The sequence below is a fragment of the Bacillus salitolerans genome (assembly GCF_042680805.1).
GTDB classification, from domain to species: Bacteria; Bacillota; Bacilli; order Bacillales; family SA4; genus Bacillus_CJ; species Bacillus_CJ salitolerans.
Genome location: NZ_JBHUEM010000046.1, coordinates 30,537 through 46,353 on the forward strand (window position 1 = coordinate 30,537; position 15,817 = coordinate 46,353).

Genomic DNA, 15,817 nt, shown 5'->3' on the forward strand with positions numbered 1-15,817 from the left:
TCAACCAACCACCATTGGCGGGAAATAGCGAGGAAGCTGACATTAATGTTTTAACTAATTATGGAAAGTAACAACCAATACAAAAAACAGTCTTCACTTATTTATGAATTGTCAAACTCATTAGAACGGGATAGCAGTCTTTAGGCAGGTTTTCCTATTAAACCATAGATTATTACAAAATATAAATGTATTTTCTAAGGCAGAGAGAGGAAGTTTATAACGCAATAATCAGAAGGTTATATATATTATCACCAAAATATGGTAATGTCTTTTTATAATATTGAATTTGGTTGTGTAAATGAGTAGAATTTATATGTTACATGATTTTATGGTGAAAAGTAGCTTCCAATTTTCAAAATATATCCCGAGGAAGTAGGAGGTCGCAAAGTTATTTCTTTCCTTTACAACGGAACGATTTCAATTTTTGAGTCCCAAGTATTTTAGTGAAAAACGTAGACTAGGGTAAACCATTGGGTAGTCACTAAGGTTGTAGAATTGTTACCTAATATCAGAAGTCAATGTATTAAAGGGGGAAGTATCTTTGAAAATAGAACGAATAACTTTTAAAGGTGTTAGAGAGCTAAACGAGGATTCATTAATAATAAACAATGATATTCAAGTGTATGGTGTTGCAGATGGTGTTTCTTCATTAGTATCATTTTATGACAAAGATAATCGTACAGGTGGTTACATTGCCTCTAATGAAGTAAAGAGCTACATAGAATCTCTTACAGTTAGTCATTCTCTCTTATCTGACTTAGAAATGATAAATAATAGACTGCTAAAAAAGATGTTAAACAATAATATTAATGTATTAAGGAAAGAACACTTATGGGGTACAGCTCTAGCAGTTGTAAAAGTATCAGAGGATAGCGTGGAATATGCTCAAACTGGGGACTGTATGATTCTTGCAGTTTACCAGGATAACAGTGAGATCAGACCATTGACACGCCTTCAAGTCGTTCATCTAGAGGATGTTGCGATAGCGAAATGGAGGAGATCTGTAAGGGAAGGACTAACTAAAAGAGAAGATCTAATAAAAAGAGTGGAGGATATTTTAATCTCAAATAGACTAAAAAGTAACACTAAAGATGGCTATGGCGTATTAAATGGTGAAGAAGAAGCCATTAAGTATATAGAGTATGGGAAGATAAATCGGACTAGGTTAAAGCATTTACTTGTTATGACAGACGGATTATTTTTACCGAAAGAAATTATTCCAGATCAGATAAACTACTGGGAATATATTACTAAGGCTATTCTTGAAAAGGGTATTCAACAATATGCCCTGGATCTAATTAAACTAGAAGAATCTGATCCAGAGTGTTTAAAATACCCTAGATTTAAGAAGTCTGACGATAAAGCAGGGATAGTTATTAGTTTTTAATATTAATAGAGTGTCAGAGGAAGATATGGGTGCTTTTTACCGTAATTCAATAGATAACCTCTCATCATCCTCTTTCACATGATGGCGTTTCTATAAGATAAAGGACTTTTAATTTTGCTATAGTTTAGGGGAATTGCAAATTATAAATTACCCCCAGTTATAGAATAAATACCCATGTAGATTATTAACAAGTCGTCGTTTACTAAGATACAATAATTTGTTAAAGGGTGTGTAGTTATTAAAGCAATTATTTTTGATTTTGATGGTACTCTTGCTGATACTTTACCAGTTTGTTTTTATGCCTTTCAAGTTGTATTTAAAGAATTTGATAACATTGATGTTACTGCAGATGAAATTAAAGCTATGTTCGGTCCATCTGAGACTGGAATCATCAAAGAAAATCTGACGGATCCAAATCATGATAATGCAATTGAATTATATTATGAAAAATATAGTGAAAAGCACAAAGAACTTGTACATGAAAATGAAGAAATTAACGATTTACTACTGCTATTAAAAAGAGAAGGTTATAAATTAGGGATAGTGACAGGAAAAGCAAGTAGAAGTCTGCTTATTTCTTTAGAGTGTCTTCATATGAATGACTTATTTGATGTAATCATCACTGGTGATGACGTTATTATACCGAAACCTCATCCAGAGGGTGTAAAAAAGGCATTGGCACAACTTAACATCAAAAACACCGATGCAATTTTTTTAGGAGATAGTGACGCTGACATTCAGGCTGGTAGACAAGCTAACGTACATACAATCGGAGTACAGTGGTTACCAAATTATCAAACATTAGAGTTTAGTGTTCAACCAGACCAAAAGATAAGTAGTGTGAAAGAATTCATACAATCACTTACAAAGTGTAAATATGAACAACAGTAAAGTAAAATTCTTTCAGCCTTATTCAAGTAACGTGGGGTATTCTTGAATAGGTAAATGTGATCAACTGCGTCTGAATATTTTTTCGGGCTGCTAGTACAAACAGGATACTTTTTTAAAACAATTTTCAGAAACATTGTTAACTTAGTATGCAAATAACTATTTTAGGTAGTGTTTATCATGAGGATAATTTGCTATAAAGAGAGAACTCTAGAAGGTTAACACTTTTTACCCGCAATATACAAACTAATACTAGATAGAGATTTTAATATGGCCCGGTTTGAAAGACCATGGAAACTAGAGAGTAGTATTATATAGTATATATATGGAAGAGTGCGATATTAACCATTTTCGCACTCTTTTTTCTATATTCAATAAAATATGATCTAAGTGGTTATTAGAGTGAACTAAACCAGTTAATAAGTTTATCATCTATTAATAAAGTAAAGACTTTCTCAATGGAGTTAATTGTGTAGGAATGTTCCTCCAAATTATCAGTTTCCATAACAAGGACTCCAACTGTGAGTTTCTTTACAATGTAATGATTGCTTGCATAGTCTTTGGCGATTAAGAGGACTTCTAATTTTTCAGTTTCAATGAAATAAACGGGAACATAGAATAGAATTAAGATAATGAAGGCAAAGAATCCCAGGATTTTGAATTCCTTATCAAGTTTAATTATTAGTTGGATGTAAGGGGGCTAAAACAATAGAAGATTCTCTTACAAAAAGAAATGAAATCCAACAAGGAAATAGAAACTAACACGATTGTAAAAAAGGTAGAAAGTGAAAATAACGGAATTGTTCATTTTACCTTTCATGTAGAAGGTGATGAGAAAAATAATGAAATAATCCACTTTGGCTACTTTGAGAAGGAAAAGAACATTTGGGAAAGGATAAAAACCATCAGTGATTGTTCTGAATGGTCAATAATAAGTAACGATGGTGAACATTTTATATACAGTGGGATAATAAACGTATTTAAATATTCTAAAATAATAATTGGAACAAAATAAACGAATTTGGTACTATATGGATCTAGACAGTAATGCAAAGAAAAAACATTATTGGAAGATAGTTCAATTGAAATGTTAATAGAAATGTAATTAAATTAATCGGATAGCTAATCTTCAAGAAGAGATTGATGTTACTAATTGAAGTAGAGAATCAATATTCTTAAATAAGGGCTTAAGTGAAGTGGAGAATTAAAAGTTTTTGGAGGGGTTTGAAGAGTGAAAAAAACAGCAGTTCTATTATATCCTCAATTTAGTGAGTACGAGTTAAGTGTTGCATTATCAATACTAATGCAAGGAAGAAAACCTATTATTACTGTTGGCCTAAACAAAAATCCGATCAAGGGGGAATCTGGCCTTACTTGCGTACCTGATACTTCTATTGATGAGGTGAAAATTAATGAGATAGATAGTCTATTATTGACAGGTTGTATGGATGTTTTTGCGTTAAATATTGACAACAGTTTAGTAGATTTTATAAATCTAGCCGAGCGGAATGCATCTGTAATTGGAAGTATTTCAAGCTCACCTTATCTTCTTGCAAAAGCGGGGGTTTTAAAAGGGAAAAAATACACGATTGGGATGACAGAAGAAAATCGAGAAAAATCAGGGGTTTTTGAAAATGATAACTATTCTGAAGAGCTAGTTGTTCACGATGGGAAGTTAATCACTGCGAGAGGTAGAGGTTTTATAAGATTTGGAGTTTGGTTTGGAAAAGCATTAAACCTTGATTTTGATGAAAATTGGTATAAAGAATAGAAGTTTGTATCTTACAAACGAGTGGATTGGTTAGTTAACGAGATTAATAACAGTATGGACTTTCCTAGATGTTATCATGCTCAGTGGTGAAGCGTTTATTATTTTGGGGCATCATGGATGGCCTTGGGTGCGTATCAACAAACAACCAGAAGATACGCTTTTTTACTAATGCAGCAGAATAGAAGTACTTATAGAAGATGAAGTCAAACAATGAACAGGAAGGTGACTTATTGAAAAATATATAGTTGGGTATTTCTTATTTATGATCTGCCTGAAGCTAAACGGGGCACCCTGAGCCTTTTGTTTACATTGAAAGAAGTTTGTTCAGTTTTCATAGATTAATAGGTTGTCAAGTTCAAACCGAAATCCAGTTTGAATGTGATTGAAATAATGGATAATGAAGAGTTAAAGCGATGGAAAAGCAATATAAAGTGAAAAAAAGCAGCCCGGAATAATAAACTCTCCTGAAATTCAGATGGTATGATAAAATGAGAAAGTACGTTCGTATTACTTGAATAAAATAAGTATAGGGAGGTTATATGATGGAGCAAACAAGCTATTCGCAAGTATGGAATCTAGATAAAATTTTTCCGAATGGAAGCCAATCTACTCAATTTAAAAGCTTTATTAAACAAATGGAGTTGAAAGTACAGGCGTTTGAAGAAAATGTTAAAGTATCTAGTACTCCTATAGAGGTAAAGGAAGTGAATAATGTATTAACTTTAGTTCAATACATAGCTGAAATAAGAGTAAGCCTATCACAAGCCAAATCTTTTATTACATGTCTGGTTTCTCAAAACCCTAAGGATCAAGCTGCTGTAATTTTGCGAGGGAAAGTAGCACAAATAGAATCCCGTTTTGAAAAAGAATTATCTAAAGTGAAAAAATTATTAGCAAAAACAAAACAAGATGTATGGAAGAACTTACTCAAAACCGAGGAATTAGAAAGCTTTAATTTCGTTCTAAATGAATGGCGTGATAACACTCCAAACCAATTGTCAGAAGAATCACAAAACCTAATGTCCGATTTAATGTCTGATGGTTATCATGCTTGGGGAAATTTTTATCATGCACTTGTGAGTAGTGTAAGCGTGAATGTCGAAATTGAAGGAGAGGAAAGGAATCTATCAGTTGGACAAGCTATTAACTTACGCTCACACCCAAACGAAAAAGTGCGAAAGCATTCTCATTATGCATTAGAAGATATATGGCAAGAAAAAGAAGACCTATTTTCAAACATACTTAATCACATTGGTGGATTTAGATTGCAAGTATATAAAATGCATGGGATCAAAAGTGTAATAGAAGAACCTTTGAAAAAGAACAGAATGAAGGAAGAAACACTAGATGTGATGTGGTCAGTGATTAGTAAATATAAACGTTTTTTTGCTAATTACCTTAATCACAAAGCCAAATTAAATGGTGATACAAAAATGAAAGCTTATAACTTTTGGGCTCCATATACAAATAATAACCAAGAGATAAAGTATGATGATGCAGTTAAACTTATTATTGAGCACTTTAAAGAGTTTGGGCCGGAATTAGAAAGCTTTGTTATTGAAGCATTTAAGGAAGGGTGGGTAGAAGCAGAAAACCGCCCTAATAAGACTAATTATGGTTTTTGTGCAGGTTTTCCACTTACGGGAGAATCGAGAGTATTTATGACTTTTGGAGGTACGTTCTTAAATGTATTATCACTTGTTCATGAATTGGGTCATGCTTTCCATAATCATGCTATGAAGTCCGTTAACGGATTAAATAAACGTTATCCGATGAGTATTGCTGAAACTGCTTCAACATTCTCAGAAATGATTATATTTGATGCAGCTATGAAGAAGGCAAAGTCAAAAGATGAAAAATTGTTTATACTTGATGAGAAATTAAAACGTAGCGTCATGAATTTTATGAATATGCATTCGAGATTTTTATTTGAACAGAGATTTTATGAGGAACGTAAAGAAGGGATTGTTTCACCTGGTCGATTAAAACTGTTAATGGAAGAAGCCATACATGAGGCGTACGATGGCTCGCTAGAACATCCTTCAATTTATTCATGGGTTTGGACACCACATTATTATATAACGGAATCTCCATTCTATAATTTTCCATATACCTTTGGATATTTATTTGCTTTATGTATATATGCAAAGGGTAAGGAAGAAGGAAAGAACTTCGAAGGAGCTTATATAAACATCCTTCGTGATTCAGGAAGTATGACAACAGAAGATTTAGTAATGAAACATTTAGGAGTAGATATTACCTCTGAAGCTTTCTGGGAAAAAGGAATAGAACTATGTGTAAGAGATGCAGAAGAATTTATAAAATTAACTTCTTCTTAATCGATTGTGTGCTATTCATATATGTATATATGTTCAGCTACGGCTGACCGTTTTTTATAGGATCGTATGAGAAGGATATACTTTCCTTATGCCGAATGTTGCTTCAAGAAGAAGTAAGGCTTTATCTTATTCTGTAATCTTTTCTAGCAGATTTTGGGGGAATACACTCATGATAAGAAGCTATCAAGATGATGACTTTAAACAAGTAACTCAATTAATAAATAGAGCAAGATCATATTATAAAATGTTAGTTTCAAATGAGATCAAAGAAAATTCTGTAGAATTTATTGTATATGTTGAACAAGAAGTAATCCTTGGGATTGCATATGCAACAAGTTTAATAAATGATGCAAAAGAATCTGAGGCTCAAATAAAGGTATTTGTAGATAATCCATATAGATTACGTGGTATAGGAAAGTCATTTGTAAGATACCTCGAAAAGGAATTAAGTAAAAGAAATGCAGATATCATAACCTCATGCATTAGAGTTGATTTAGAAAATACATCCAAATTTTGTCATAAAGTGGGATTTGAGAAGTGGTGGGGATCTCCTGAATTGTTTTATGTAGGCACTGGATTCTCTGAAGTGATGGAGAATTTTGTACGATATGAAGATAAGTATTTTGATAGTTACTTAAAGGTAGTACAAGAATCATTTTATGATGTACATGTAATTAATGATATTAAACCTTATCTAGTCACTGAAGAAATTGTGAAAAGATATAAATTAAATTACAAAGAAAATGTGTACCTTCTTCTAAAAGAGGATGAAATCCTTGCTTCCGTAACCATAGGAAGAGGGACAGTTGAAAATCTAATGGTTTCAAAAATTGCACAAGGTAAAGGTTACGGTAAAAAAGCACTTCAATTTGCTATCAATATGCTATTGAGTCAAGGTTATAAAGAAATTCGAATTTGTTACATGGAAGGTAATGATTCTGCTGAGAATTTATATCTTTCATTAGGATTTAAACCGTTACATAATACGCATGTATACCGTAAAATTATTAGAAATCGTTAAAAAAATATTCTCAAGTTACTTAACTAACAGGCGGGTTTGGTTAGGATCAAACACTGTGAAATGTACAACAGAGAGGTAAAGTGTAGTTGCTCGGTTGTGATTAATTTGAAAGATGTCGCTATGTAAATAAAGTTAAAATGACCGAGGAATTGGTTTCTCAGTCACTTTTTTTATATCCTATTTAGTTCATTTCGGCTAATTGGAAGCACCTAAGAATGTCTGTATTCTTGTCAGAACCCTTTTTTCACCCATTACCTTCATCATTTCAAACAGATCAGGCGTATTGGTTCTGTTAGTAAGAGCGACCCTAATTACCATCGCTACATCACCAACATGCCCCTTGTAACTGTTAGGATTTGCTTTATATTGCTTCATTTCCTTGGCAAATCCGAGTTCCTCAGCAAGTTCTTTCATTTCATGGAACCAAGCTTCCTTTTCAATATGAAACCTATACGTTTTGCTGAAACCTAATACAATTTCTTTCGCAACTTCTTCACCAACATTTGGAGGTATCTTATAGCCACTCAATATATCCTTATCAAACAATTCGTCATAAAAGTAAGCAATCAATGGCTTTACATCTGACCACTTAGAATAATCCTTTCTTGGTTTCTCAATCGTTCGACCTATATTTAGAATGTTTACTGTGTATTCTTGATTCTTGTCAATCAAAGTAAATAACTCAGAATCAAATTCCTTTGACCAAGTGTATAAATGGTCAAATACATCCTTACCATTGAGCGTTGAGATGACATCCTTGCTGATGTCATTAAGTTTATTCATGTCTAATAATGCTCCACTGGCATTCATTTTATCCGTATAGATAAAAAAGTCTCTAAATGATTTATGAGGGTTTGTCATCCTCCATTCTTCAAAGTCAGAATTGATGAGAGTCATGAAGTATTCTCCTATAGCTATTCCTGGGTATCCTTGTTCTTTGTAATACTCTGCGGTACCATCAAGATCCTTACGTTTACTGAATTTCCGTTTTGAAGCTCCGACTTGCTTCATAATTGGAGCGATATGTCCGTATTCCGGTATTCTAAAACCTAAGGTTTCAAACAATTGAATATGGATAGGCACTGAAGAAAGCCACTCATCGCCCCTAATGACATGGGTTGTACCCATTAGATAATCGTCTATAGCATGAGCAAAATGATATGTGGGTAAGCCATCCGTCTTCATAATAACGATATCTTGGTTATTTTCAGGAAACTCAATCGGACCTTTTACCAAATCATTGTACATTATTCTCCTGTCTGAAGAACCTGAAGATCTAAGTCTAATAACAAACGGTCTAGAATTTAAAATCTTTTCTTTGGCTTGTTGAAAGGAAATATTTCGATGTTTAGCCCATTGACCATAGTATCCTGTTGTGACTTTTAGGTCCTGCTGGCTTTTTCTTATCTTTTGTAAATCGTCTGCATTACAGAAGCACGGATAAGCTAATCCATTTAGTACTAAGTGCTTAATAAAAACCTTATATATTTGTGTTCGTGTGCTTTGTTTATAAGGTCCATAAGTACCCTTATCGTCGCCCGAAAGGAGAGGTCCTTCATCAGAGTGAATCCCGAAGTATGACAATGAATTTATAATATTTTCAAGGCTGCCTTTTATTTCGCGTTTTTTGTCTGTGTCTTCAATACGCAGGAAAAAGACTCCATTGCTTTGGTGAGCTAATCTCTCGGATATAAAAGTTGCGTAAAGCCCTCCAATGTTTAGTGAACCCGTTGGGCTCGGTGCAAATCGTGTTACCTTAGCAGATGCAGACAAATTTCTTGGCGGATATTGGGAATAAATATCAGCCGGTAACTGCCTAACATCCGGAAATAACAGTTCTGCCATATTCTTATTTGACATTGTAATATCCTCCTGTTGGTTCAAAATAAAAAGCCTTTCGTCCTGTTGAAGGACGAAAGGCTTGCTTCCGCGTTACCACCTAAATTGGTTAAAAACCCGCTCATTATGCAGCTGATACATGATCATTCTGCACATTTTCTTTAACGGGAAATCCCCGGTAGACCTACTCCAATTTTTTGGTCTACAGCTCCAAGGCTTCATTCATTAAGCTCGAATACCCAATTTCACCAGCATGGGCTCTCTATGATTCGAGTGATTAATTACTCTTCCTCTTCAAAGCATTTTACAATATGTGGATATGATTAGACATATAGTAATACAGTATACCTAAATTGTCAACAACCTAATTTGTGGTGATTTGTATGTGATCAAGATTGGATATAGATTGTGAAAGAAAAAAAGAAAAATTATTCTTACAATGTTCAGAATGTTTCTCACAATGGAAGGTTTTGATATACGAAATAAATGGAAATATGAACTTGATAAAGAAGAATTAATTGAACTAGACCATCAAGGAATAATAAAAAAAGGATGGAGTGAATATATAAATCAAGGTAATTATCAAACTAAATGGTGTAATGCTTAATAAATACATCGCTTCTTTGGCAATAAAAGCATTAAAGTTAAAATGAAATATAGTTGAATTGGGCTCGTATATTTACGACTTATCATTATATTCATAGGTAGTTGATTTACTTTGTATACCAAATTAAAGCTATTCGGTTTAGTCTCCTATTAAATAAATAACGGGGCGATTTCGTAAATAAGCGTAATCGCTCTATATTTATATTTATTGATTACATACTTACTAATCTTCAATATAACTAACAGTAGCTTTTGTGGATCTGGGTTACATAAGGAGGGGTTGAATGCCGATTATTATACATAGACAAATGATTAATGCACCAATAGATTTATGCTTTAATCTGGCAAGGAATGTTGATATACATACTAAAACCACTGAAAAAACAAGGGAAAAGGCTGTTAGTGGAGTTACAGAGGGATTATTAGAAGTAGGAGACATTGTAACTTGGGAAGCAACCCATTTTGGAATAAGACAAAGACTTACTGCAAAAGTGACTTTTATGGTGAAACCATATAAGTTTATAGATGTTATGTTAAAGGGAGCCTTCGACTCTTTTACACATACTCACGAGTTTAAGGAAGTGGATGGTTGCACTATAATGACTGACACTTTTAACTACAAGTCTCCCTTGGGTCCAATTGGTATAATTGCAGATAAAATATTCCTAGAGAGATACATGCGGAAATTCATAATTGATAGGGCGTTACAATTAAAAAAGATTGCTGAGAGTGTGAGATAATGTTTTCCATATTCAACAAATGGAGATTTTAACAAAAGTTCTAATTTAGCTAACGAATGCAAAAGAACAGTAGCTCTTTCACTATCGGGCAAATATATTCATTACGCTCACAACGTGAACATATGTTTGGTATAATGTAAGAGAATTCACGAATGGAGGGGTTTACATGAAACCATTGCAAGGGAAGATTGCTGTTGTTACCGGCGCATCTCGTGGAGCGGGTAGGGGAATTGCTTTCGAACTAGGCAGTGCAGGCGCGACGGTGTATGTGACAGGTAGGAGTGTAAAGGGAGCGACAACCGATAATCGAACAGAAACCATTGAGGAAACTGCCGCTGGTGTCACTTCACGCGGTGGCAAAGGCATAGCTATACGTTGTGATCATACAAGCGAAAATGATGTGAGAAAACTGTTTGAGCATATTGAAAGGGAACACGGTCGGATCGATATTTTAGTCAATAGTGTATTTGGTGGCTCCGAAAGCTCTCTACCAACAGGAGAAGGGCGGCTTTTTTGGCAACGACCACTGGAGCATTGGGATGCTATGATGGTTGCTGGACCGCAAGCTTACTTGCTGACTACTCGATACGCTGTATCGCTGATGACACCACAAAGTAAAGGGTTAATTGTAAACATCACATTTTTTATCAAGGACAACATTTCAGGTAATTTATACTACGATTTAGCCATGAATGCTATCAATCGAATGACACTAGGAATGGCAAAGGAATTGAAGGACTTTAACGTTTCAGCAGTTGCTGTTTGCCCAGGTTGGATGCGAACAGAAAGAGTTACAGATTCAGGTTTTGGACCAGAGGATGGAACAACGGAAACAACCGCGTATGTAGGTCGTGCTGTAGTGGCATTGGCATCAGATACCACGGTATCTAAGCTTTCTGGTGACGCAATAACTGTGGCTGAACTAGCAAGAAAATATGGCTTTACCGATGTCGATGGAACTCAACCTTTGCCGTTTGAATGAAAATCCACTTCCTGTACTATTGGGTGCTAGAATGAACAAAAGTGCTACTACTTCTGTGAAGGATTAGTACCTCTTTGTTGAAGTAAAGAACAGTTGAAGAGCCAACAATGGGATAATGTGTATCAGCGTATTTTGAAAAAGTATTTAAACAAATTTCTTACTTATTTTATTAGCTCTGTTAAATTTTAATGTTGATTTTTAATCATAAAAATGGGAGACGCTTATTTATGGCGTTTCCCTTAAATAAAGTTCAATTAAATACCTTATCAATTTCAGGTCTGTCATAGTCAAAAATGCAGTCATTGTGTCTATTATAAGCATCTCTTATTGTAGCGGGTGAAGTTGCCAACAAATCACAACCTCTATCATCGTAAACGTGAAAGATAGTTTTCCTATTGATATTAATGAAGTAAACCCTATGGAAAATTCTCGGTTTCAACGCCAAGTCTTGATTGCAAATTGCTTTTAGCAGTGGAACATATTTAAGATCGGATATTTTGCATTTTAGAGTAAATCTGTGAGTTTTATAGGTGCCTTCTTCGTCATCTTCTGGAAAAATATAAGGCAATTCTTGATGTTTTAAACTAAATAATAATGATTTCTTAACATAGGGGGAAAAATTCTTTAACCGATGTTTAAGGTTTTTCCCTTTATCGAAATCATTGACATCTATGACAACAAAAATATCTTCTGTTGGAGAATGTAGGGATTCAAATAAAGTAATCGCCCTTTTATAACACCCCAATACATATGGGTTGTTTGGATAATCATATCCCCTTTTCCACTCTACACCAAGTTCAAAACGAATCCCGATATCCCAACTATAAAATAAAGGTGGTCTCAGCTCTAAAGTGGGGTAATTTTCGTGCATAAAGTCATTTAACTGCATTTCAACACCTCATAATTACTATTTATCGGTTCAACTGACCCAAAATTTGCACTGACGTAAACTATCATAAGTCTCTATCACTTCAAAGACAAATGATGTTAGCAGAAGTTCTTTAATGTGTTGCTTCGTGCTTTCGTTACTACGACTATCTATAAACAAGAACCAAGCAAGGTAATTGTCGAGATATTTTGTAGCGACACCTTTAAAACTGAGGAGTATAGGTAGTTCTAGTTGAAAGGGAGACAAAATGAATAAATGGGTTGTTTATATAGATCATCAAGAAGTAAGACACTCAGATAACTTACACGTTCTCCTTCTGGATGGATTACTGTTTCCGATAACAAAAAGATAGTAGGTTGCAATTTTACCTCCTGGGGTGGAGACTATAAGGAGATTAAAATATCTTGTTAATTTAACAGGTGCGTTTATAAGAATGGAATGAATTTGTGAGGTGAAAACATGAAAAAAGTAATATTCGTACTCTCTTTAGGCTGTTTATTCATATTGGTGTTTACTTCTTGTAGTTTAGTCAACGATGTAGTAAAAATTCCAAGTAGAGACCAATATGTTGCTCTAGATATTCAAGGAGTTACTGCTGAAGGTGCTTCTTCAAACGAAACAAAAAAGATTATTAAAGATAGTAATCTTATAAATGCCTTCATCAAAAAAGTTGATGGAATGAAAGTAATTGAATCTAAAGAAAAAGTTGCTATGAAGATAAAAGAGTTAAATGAAAAAGGTAATTATATAATTGCTTTATCTGACAATGAAGAACTTCAAAATGGAAAGTTATATTATATCTCTATGTTTAATGACGGTACATTTATATTTTCAGTATCAAATGCGAAGGAAATGAAGTTTATTTCAGAAGAAGCTAGGCCAAAACTGGTTTCAGAAATAAAGGAGTTGTTAGAGATTAACTTTTAATTAGAATACAATTGAACATCATTTATCTTATTGAAGTACAGGGTGCTAATATTGAATAAGATCAGCTATTGATATTATTGTATCTTATCGGATGGTACAGTTATAAAATGGTTGTATATATATGGTATAATTTAGGAGGTCTAATATTATTCGGACCTTACGGTGATAATCAGGAACAATATAAACCTCCAATCGAATGTGCAAAAAGAGAAGTCAGAGAAGAAATTGGAGTTTTTATTCATTGTCTAACAGAGTTATTTCAAGGTGAATTCAAATTTTGGGATACAAAAAGGAAAGGTTATTTCTATTTTGTGGATTCTGTTAGTGGTACTCAAGCTATAAATGAATTAGAAAAGTTTAAAGGAATCCGTTTAATACACAACATTAATGTAGTGAATTTTTCAGTTGAATTTATAGAGATTACTCAACAATTAGTAGAATACTATTAGTTTCAAAAAGCTCCACTTAATGGTGTTATGATTCTAAGAATGTATTGTTCGATAAGGGGAATCGCATTTTTTTACTAACGACTGCAGTTTGCTCAACAAATCTTATTGAATAGTGTACAATAGATAATAACGAACATACGTTTCTCTTGGGGGGAGAGTAATGAAGAAAGCACTACTGATTATAGACGTACAAAATGGAATGTTTCAAAAAGATAATGTTGTGTATAAAGGGGAAAGATTACTACAAAATTTAAACAATTTAATCTTTCAAGCTCGCAATAATAGTACACCCATTTTTTTTATACAGCATCATGCACCTGCCGGTAAGCCTTTAGAGTTTGGCACAAAGGGCTGGGAGATTCATCCTGAAATTACCCCAAACAGTCAAGATGTAATCATTCAAAAAACTACTCCAGATTCATTTTTTAAAACTTCTTTAGATGAGGAACTGAAAAAACAAGGGATTGAACATTTAGTTATTGCGGGAATTCAAACAGAAGCGTGTGTCGATACAACTTGTAGAAGAGCTTTTAGTATGGAATATAAGGTCACGTTAGCTTCAGATACACACAGCACATGGGATTCTAAAGACATTACTGCCCAGCAAATTATAAACCATCATAACGGAGTATTACGTTGGTTTGCTGATGTTAACCCAAGTAAAGATATTATTTTTTGATTGCTAATTTTGAAATTACGTACGTACTCTTTTGAAATGCTATATAAAAAAACGGGATCTCTCGGAGCGGTGGCTTTTATGGCTATTGTAGGAGATTTGACTTAAATCCATTATGAGTACGAGTAATAACAATAGGGGGAAACTAATATGACAAATAGAAGTTTGGAGTTGTCACTAGAAAAACGTGAAGAATTACTTAAAGCATTGAAAGTCCGTTTTGAGAAAAACATGAACCGCCATAAAGGTCTTGAATGGGCTAACGTACAAGCTAAGCTCGAAGAAAATACTGAAAAACTGTGGTCGCTCAATGAAATGGAAAGAACTGGCGGTGAACCGGATGTTGTTGGTCATGATGAAAGGACAGATGAATACATTTTTTATGATTGTTCAGCGGAAAGTCCTACAGGTCGCAGAAGCGTTTGTTACGACCGTGAAGCATTAGAGTCAAGGAAAAAACACAAACCAGAAAATAACGCTATTGATATGGCAACTGCCATGGGCATTGAACTATTAACGGAGGAACAATACCGGGAGCTACAGAAACTTGATAATTTTGATTTGAAAACGTCGAGCTGGGTCCAAACACCTGCTACTATTAGAAAACTTGGCGGGGCCCTCTTTTGTGATCGTCGCTACGACACTGTTTTTGTGTACCACAACGGAGCAGAATCCTATTATGCTGCAAGGGGTTTTCGTGGCTCGCTAAGGGTCTAAATGTTGAACAAACAGCCAAATTTGTATTTGAGAAATGATTTTGTAGCTATAAGGGGAAAAAATGGATGAAATTTTATGTTGCATCTAGCCTTAAAAATATGGATAAGGTTAGATATGTAAGTCAGAAGTTAAAAGATAAAGGATATATCCATACATATGATTGGACTATAAATGAAAACGTTACAACATTGGAAGAACTAAAGGCGATAGGTCAAAAGGAAAAAAGTGCTGTAATGGAGGCTGATTTTGTAGTAGTTTTATTTCCAGCAGGAAAAGGAAGCCATATTGAACTTGGTATCGCAATTGGAAATAGCAAAAAAATTTATCTTTATTCACCAAACAATGAAGTAGATAACTTCGAAACAACTAGTACATTCTATCATTTACCAGAAATTGAAAAGTGTTTTGGAACCATAGATGAGTTGGTAGATATTATAGACCTAAGATCAAAAAGTGTACTAAGTTTACCGGATGCAAGAAAGGAATAAGGAATTGACGATCTGAATCATTATAATGAGAACGGAGTACTATGTATCCTGAGCAATTTTAGAGAGGGAGTACATGATAAGGTACAACAATTTATTGG

At 34.0% G+C, this 15,817-nt stretch carries 16 protein-coding genes, 1 pseudogene and 1 other annotated feature; of the genes and pseudogenes, 14 read left to right on the forward strand and 3 right to left on the reverse strand.

Annotated elements, in window-relative coordinates; all coding sequences use genetic code 11:
• The first annotated feature begins 541 nt into the window (after positions 1-541).
• The 6 genes from ACFSCX_RS19170 to ACFSCX_RS19195 all read left to right on the forward strand — a co-directional run bounded on the left by ACFSCX_RS19170 (position 542) and on the right by ACFSCX_RS19195 (position 7,406).
• On the forward strand, positions 542-1,387 hold the full coding sequence (locus tag ACFSCX_RS19170; protein ID WP_377929859.1) for a protein phosphatase 2C domain-containing protein: 846 nt from the start codon (positions 542-544) through the stop codon (positions 1,385-1,387).
• A 237-nt stretch (positions 1,388-1,624) separates the two neighbouring features.
• Positions 1,625-2,278: an HAD family hydrolase gene (locus tag ACFSCX_RS19175; RefSeq protein ID WP_377930034.1), complete on the forward strand. Its 654-nt coding sequence runs from the start codon at positions 1,625-1,627 to the stop codon at positions 2,276-2,278.
• A gap of 730 nt (positions 2,279-3,008) precedes the next feature.
• Complete coding sequence (locus ACFSCX_RS19180; RefSeq protein ID WP_377929860.1) at positions 3,009-3,290, forward strand: hypothetical protein; 282 nt, start codon at positions 3,009-3,011, stop codon at positions 3,288-3,290.
• Between the two features lie 216 nt (positions 3,291-3,506).
• Complete coding sequence (locus ACFSCX_RS19185) at positions 3,507-4,046, forward strand: DJ-1/PfpI family protein (protein ID WP_377929861.1); 540 nt, start codon at positions 3,507-3,509, stop codon at positions 4,044-4,046.
• Between the two features lie 542 nt (positions 4,047-4,588).
• Entirely contained in the window at positions 4,589-6,385 is a 1,797-nt protein-coding gene (locus ACFSCX_RS19190; RefSeq protein WP_377929862.1) for a M3 family oligoendopeptidase, read from the forward strand.
• 169 nt (positions 6,386-6,554) lie between these two features.
• Positions 6,555-7,406, forward strand: a complete 852-nt coding sequence (locus ACFSCX_RS19195) for a GNAT family N-acetyltransferase (protein WP_377929863.1) — start codon at positions 6,555-6,557, stop codon at positions 7,404-7,406.
• Positions 7,407-7,601: 195 nt separating this feature from the next.
• Here the strand turns inward: ACFSCX_RS19195 and gltX are convergent, their stop codons facing one another.
• Positions 7,602-9,266 (reverse strand): glutamate--tRNA ligase, encoded by a 1,665-nt coding sequence (gene gltX, locus ACFSCX_RS19200; protein ID WP_377929864.1) that lies wholly within the window; start codon positions 9,264-9,266, stop codon positions 7,602-7,604.
• Between the two features lie 45 nt (positions 9,267-9,311).
• Positions 9,312-9,552: a binding site (T-box leader), on the reverse strand.
• A 153-nt stretch (positions 9,553-9,705) separates the two neighbouring features.
• On the opposite strand from gltX, the gene ACFSCX_RS19205 reads away from it, so the two are divergent.
• The 3 genes from ACFSCX_RS19205 (at position 9,706) to ACFSCX_RS19215 (ending at position 11,573) form a co-directional block, all read left to right on the forward strand.
• The gene (locus ACFSCX_RS19205) at positions 9,706-9,852 is read left to right on the forward strand and encodes a hypothetical protein (RefSeq protein WP_377929865.1); all 147 of its coding nucleotides are present in this window, start codon (positions 9,706-9,708) and stop codon (positions 9,850-9,852) included.
• Positions 9,853-10,135: 283 nt separating this feature from the next.
• Positions 10,136-10,591 carry an SRPBCC family protein gene (locus ACFSCX_RS19210; protein WP_377929866.1) on the forward strand — a complete coding sequence of 152 codons (456 nt, stop codon included), beginning with the start codon at positions 10,136-10,138 and terminating at the stop codon, positions 10,589-10,591.
• A gap of 166 nt (positions 10,592-10,757) precedes the next feature.
• The gene (locus tag ACFSCX_RS19215; protein WP_377929867.1) at positions 10,758-11,573 is read left to right on the forward strand and encodes an SDR family NAD(P)-dependent oxidoreductase; all 816 of its coding nucleotides are present in this window, start codon (positions 10,758-10,760) and stop codon (positions 11,571-11,573) included.
• 250 nt (positions 11,574-11,823) lie between these two features.
• On the opposite strand, the gene ACFSCX_RS19220 is transcribed toward ACFSCX_RS19215, so the two are convergent.
• Together ACFSCX_RS19220 and ACFSCX_RS19225 are read right to left on the reverse strand one after the other, a co-directional pair.
• Positions 11,824-12,462 carry a DUF3885 domain-containing protein gene (locus ACFSCX_RS19220; protein WP_377929868.1) on the reverse strand — a complete coding sequence of 213 codons (639 nt, stop codon included), beginning with the start codon at positions 12,460-12,462 and terminating at the stop codon, positions 11,824-11,826.
• Positions 12,463-12,492: 30 nt separating this feature from the next.
• A pseudogene (locus tag ACFSCX_RS19225) lies at positions 12,493-12,669 on the reverse strand (IS1595 family transposase); the annotation flags it as partial.
• A gap of 252 nt (positions 12,670-12,921) precedes the next feature.
• Between ACFSCX_RS19225 and ACFSCX_RS19230 the strand changes: the two are divergent.
• From ACFSCX_RS19230 to ACFSCX_RS19250, 5 genes are all read left to right on the forward strand, one after another.
• A complete protein-coding gene (locus tag ACFSCX_RS19230) occupies positions 12,922-13,389 on the forward strand; it encodes a hypothetical protein (protein WP_377929869.1) in 468 nt (155 codons plus the stop codon).
• A gap of 107 nt (positions 13,390-13,496) precedes the next feature.
• Positions 13,497-13,838, forward strand: coding sequence for an NUDIX hydrolase (locus ACFSCX_RS19235; RefSeq protein WP_377929870.1), 342 nt, complete (start codon positions 13,497-13,499; stop codon positions 13,836-13,838).
• Positions 13,839-13,998: 160 nt separating this feature from the next.
• Positions 13,999-14,517 (forward strand): cysteine hydrolase family protein, encoded by a 519-nt coding sequence (locus ACFSCX_RS19240; protein ID WP_377929871.1) that lies wholly within the window; start codon positions 13,999-14,001, stop codon positions 14,515-14,517.
• A gap of 147 nt (positions 14,518-14,664) precedes the next feature.
• Positions 14,665-15,231, forward strand: a complete 567-nt coding sequence (locus ACFSCX_RS19245) for a DUF4256 domain-containing protein (protein WP_377929872.1) — start codon at positions 14,665-14,667, stop codon at positions 15,229-15,231.
• A 65-nt stretch (positions 15,232-15,296) separates the two neighbouring features.
• Positions 15,297-15,719, forward strand: a complete 423-nt coding sequence (locus tag ACFSCX_RS19250) for a group-specific protein (protein ID WP_377929873.1) — start codon at positions 15,297-15,299, stop codon at positions 15,717-15,719.
• Positions 15,720-15,817: the final 98 nt, after the last annotated feature.

Coding starts and splice junctions, on each gene's coding strand:
- ACFSCX_RS19190 (WP_377929862.1), top strand. CDS start 4,589: ATGGAGCAAACAAGCTATTCGCAAGTATGGAATCTAGATAAAATTTTT.
- ACFSCX_RS19220 (WP_377929868.1), bottom strand. CDS start 12,462: ATGCAGTTAAATGACTTTATGCACGAAAATTACCCCACTTTAGAGCTG.
- ACFSCX_RS19205 (WP_377929865.1), top strand. CDS start 9,706: ATGGAAGGTTTTGATATACGAAATAAATGGAAATATGAACTTGATAAA.
- ACFSCX_RS19215 (WP_377929867.1), top strand. CDS start 10,758: ATGAAACCATTGCAAGGGAAGATTGCTGTTGTTACCGGCGCATCTCGT.
- ACFSCX_RS19250 (WP_377929873.1), top strand. CDS start 15,297: ATGAAATTTTATGTTGCATCTAGCCTTAAAAATATGGATAAGGTTAGA.
- ACFSCX_RS19230 (WP_377929869.1), top strand. CDS start 12,922: ATGAAAAAAGTAATATTCGTACTCTCTTTAGGCTGTTTATTCATATTG.
- gltX (WP_377929864.1), bottom strand. CDS start 9,266: ATGTCAAATAAGAATATGGCAGAACTGTTATTTCCGGATGTTAGGCAG.
- ACFSCX_RS19180 (WP_377929860.1), top strand. CDS start 3,009: ATGAAATCCAACAAGGAAATAGAAACTAACACGATTGTAAAAAAGGTA.
- ACFSCX_RS19210 (WP_377929866.1), top strand. CDS start 10,136: ATGCCGATTATTATACATAGACAAATGATTAATGCACCAATAGATTTA.
- ACFSCX_RS19245 (WP_377929872.1), top strand. CDS start 14,665: ATGACAAATAGAAGTTTGGAGTTGTCACTAGAAAAACGTGAAGAATTA.
- ACFSCX_RS19235 (WP_377929870.1), top strand. CDS start 13,497: ATGGTTGTATATATATGGTATAATTTAGGAGGTCTAATATTATTCGGA.
- ACFSCX_RS19240 (WP_377929871.1), top strand. CDS start 13,999: ATGAAGAAAGCACTACTGATTATAGACGTACAAAATGGAATGTTTCAA.
- ACFSCX_RS19195 (WP_377929863.1), top strand. CDS start 6,555: ATGATAAGAAGCTATCAAGATGATGACTTTAAACAAGTAACTCAATTA.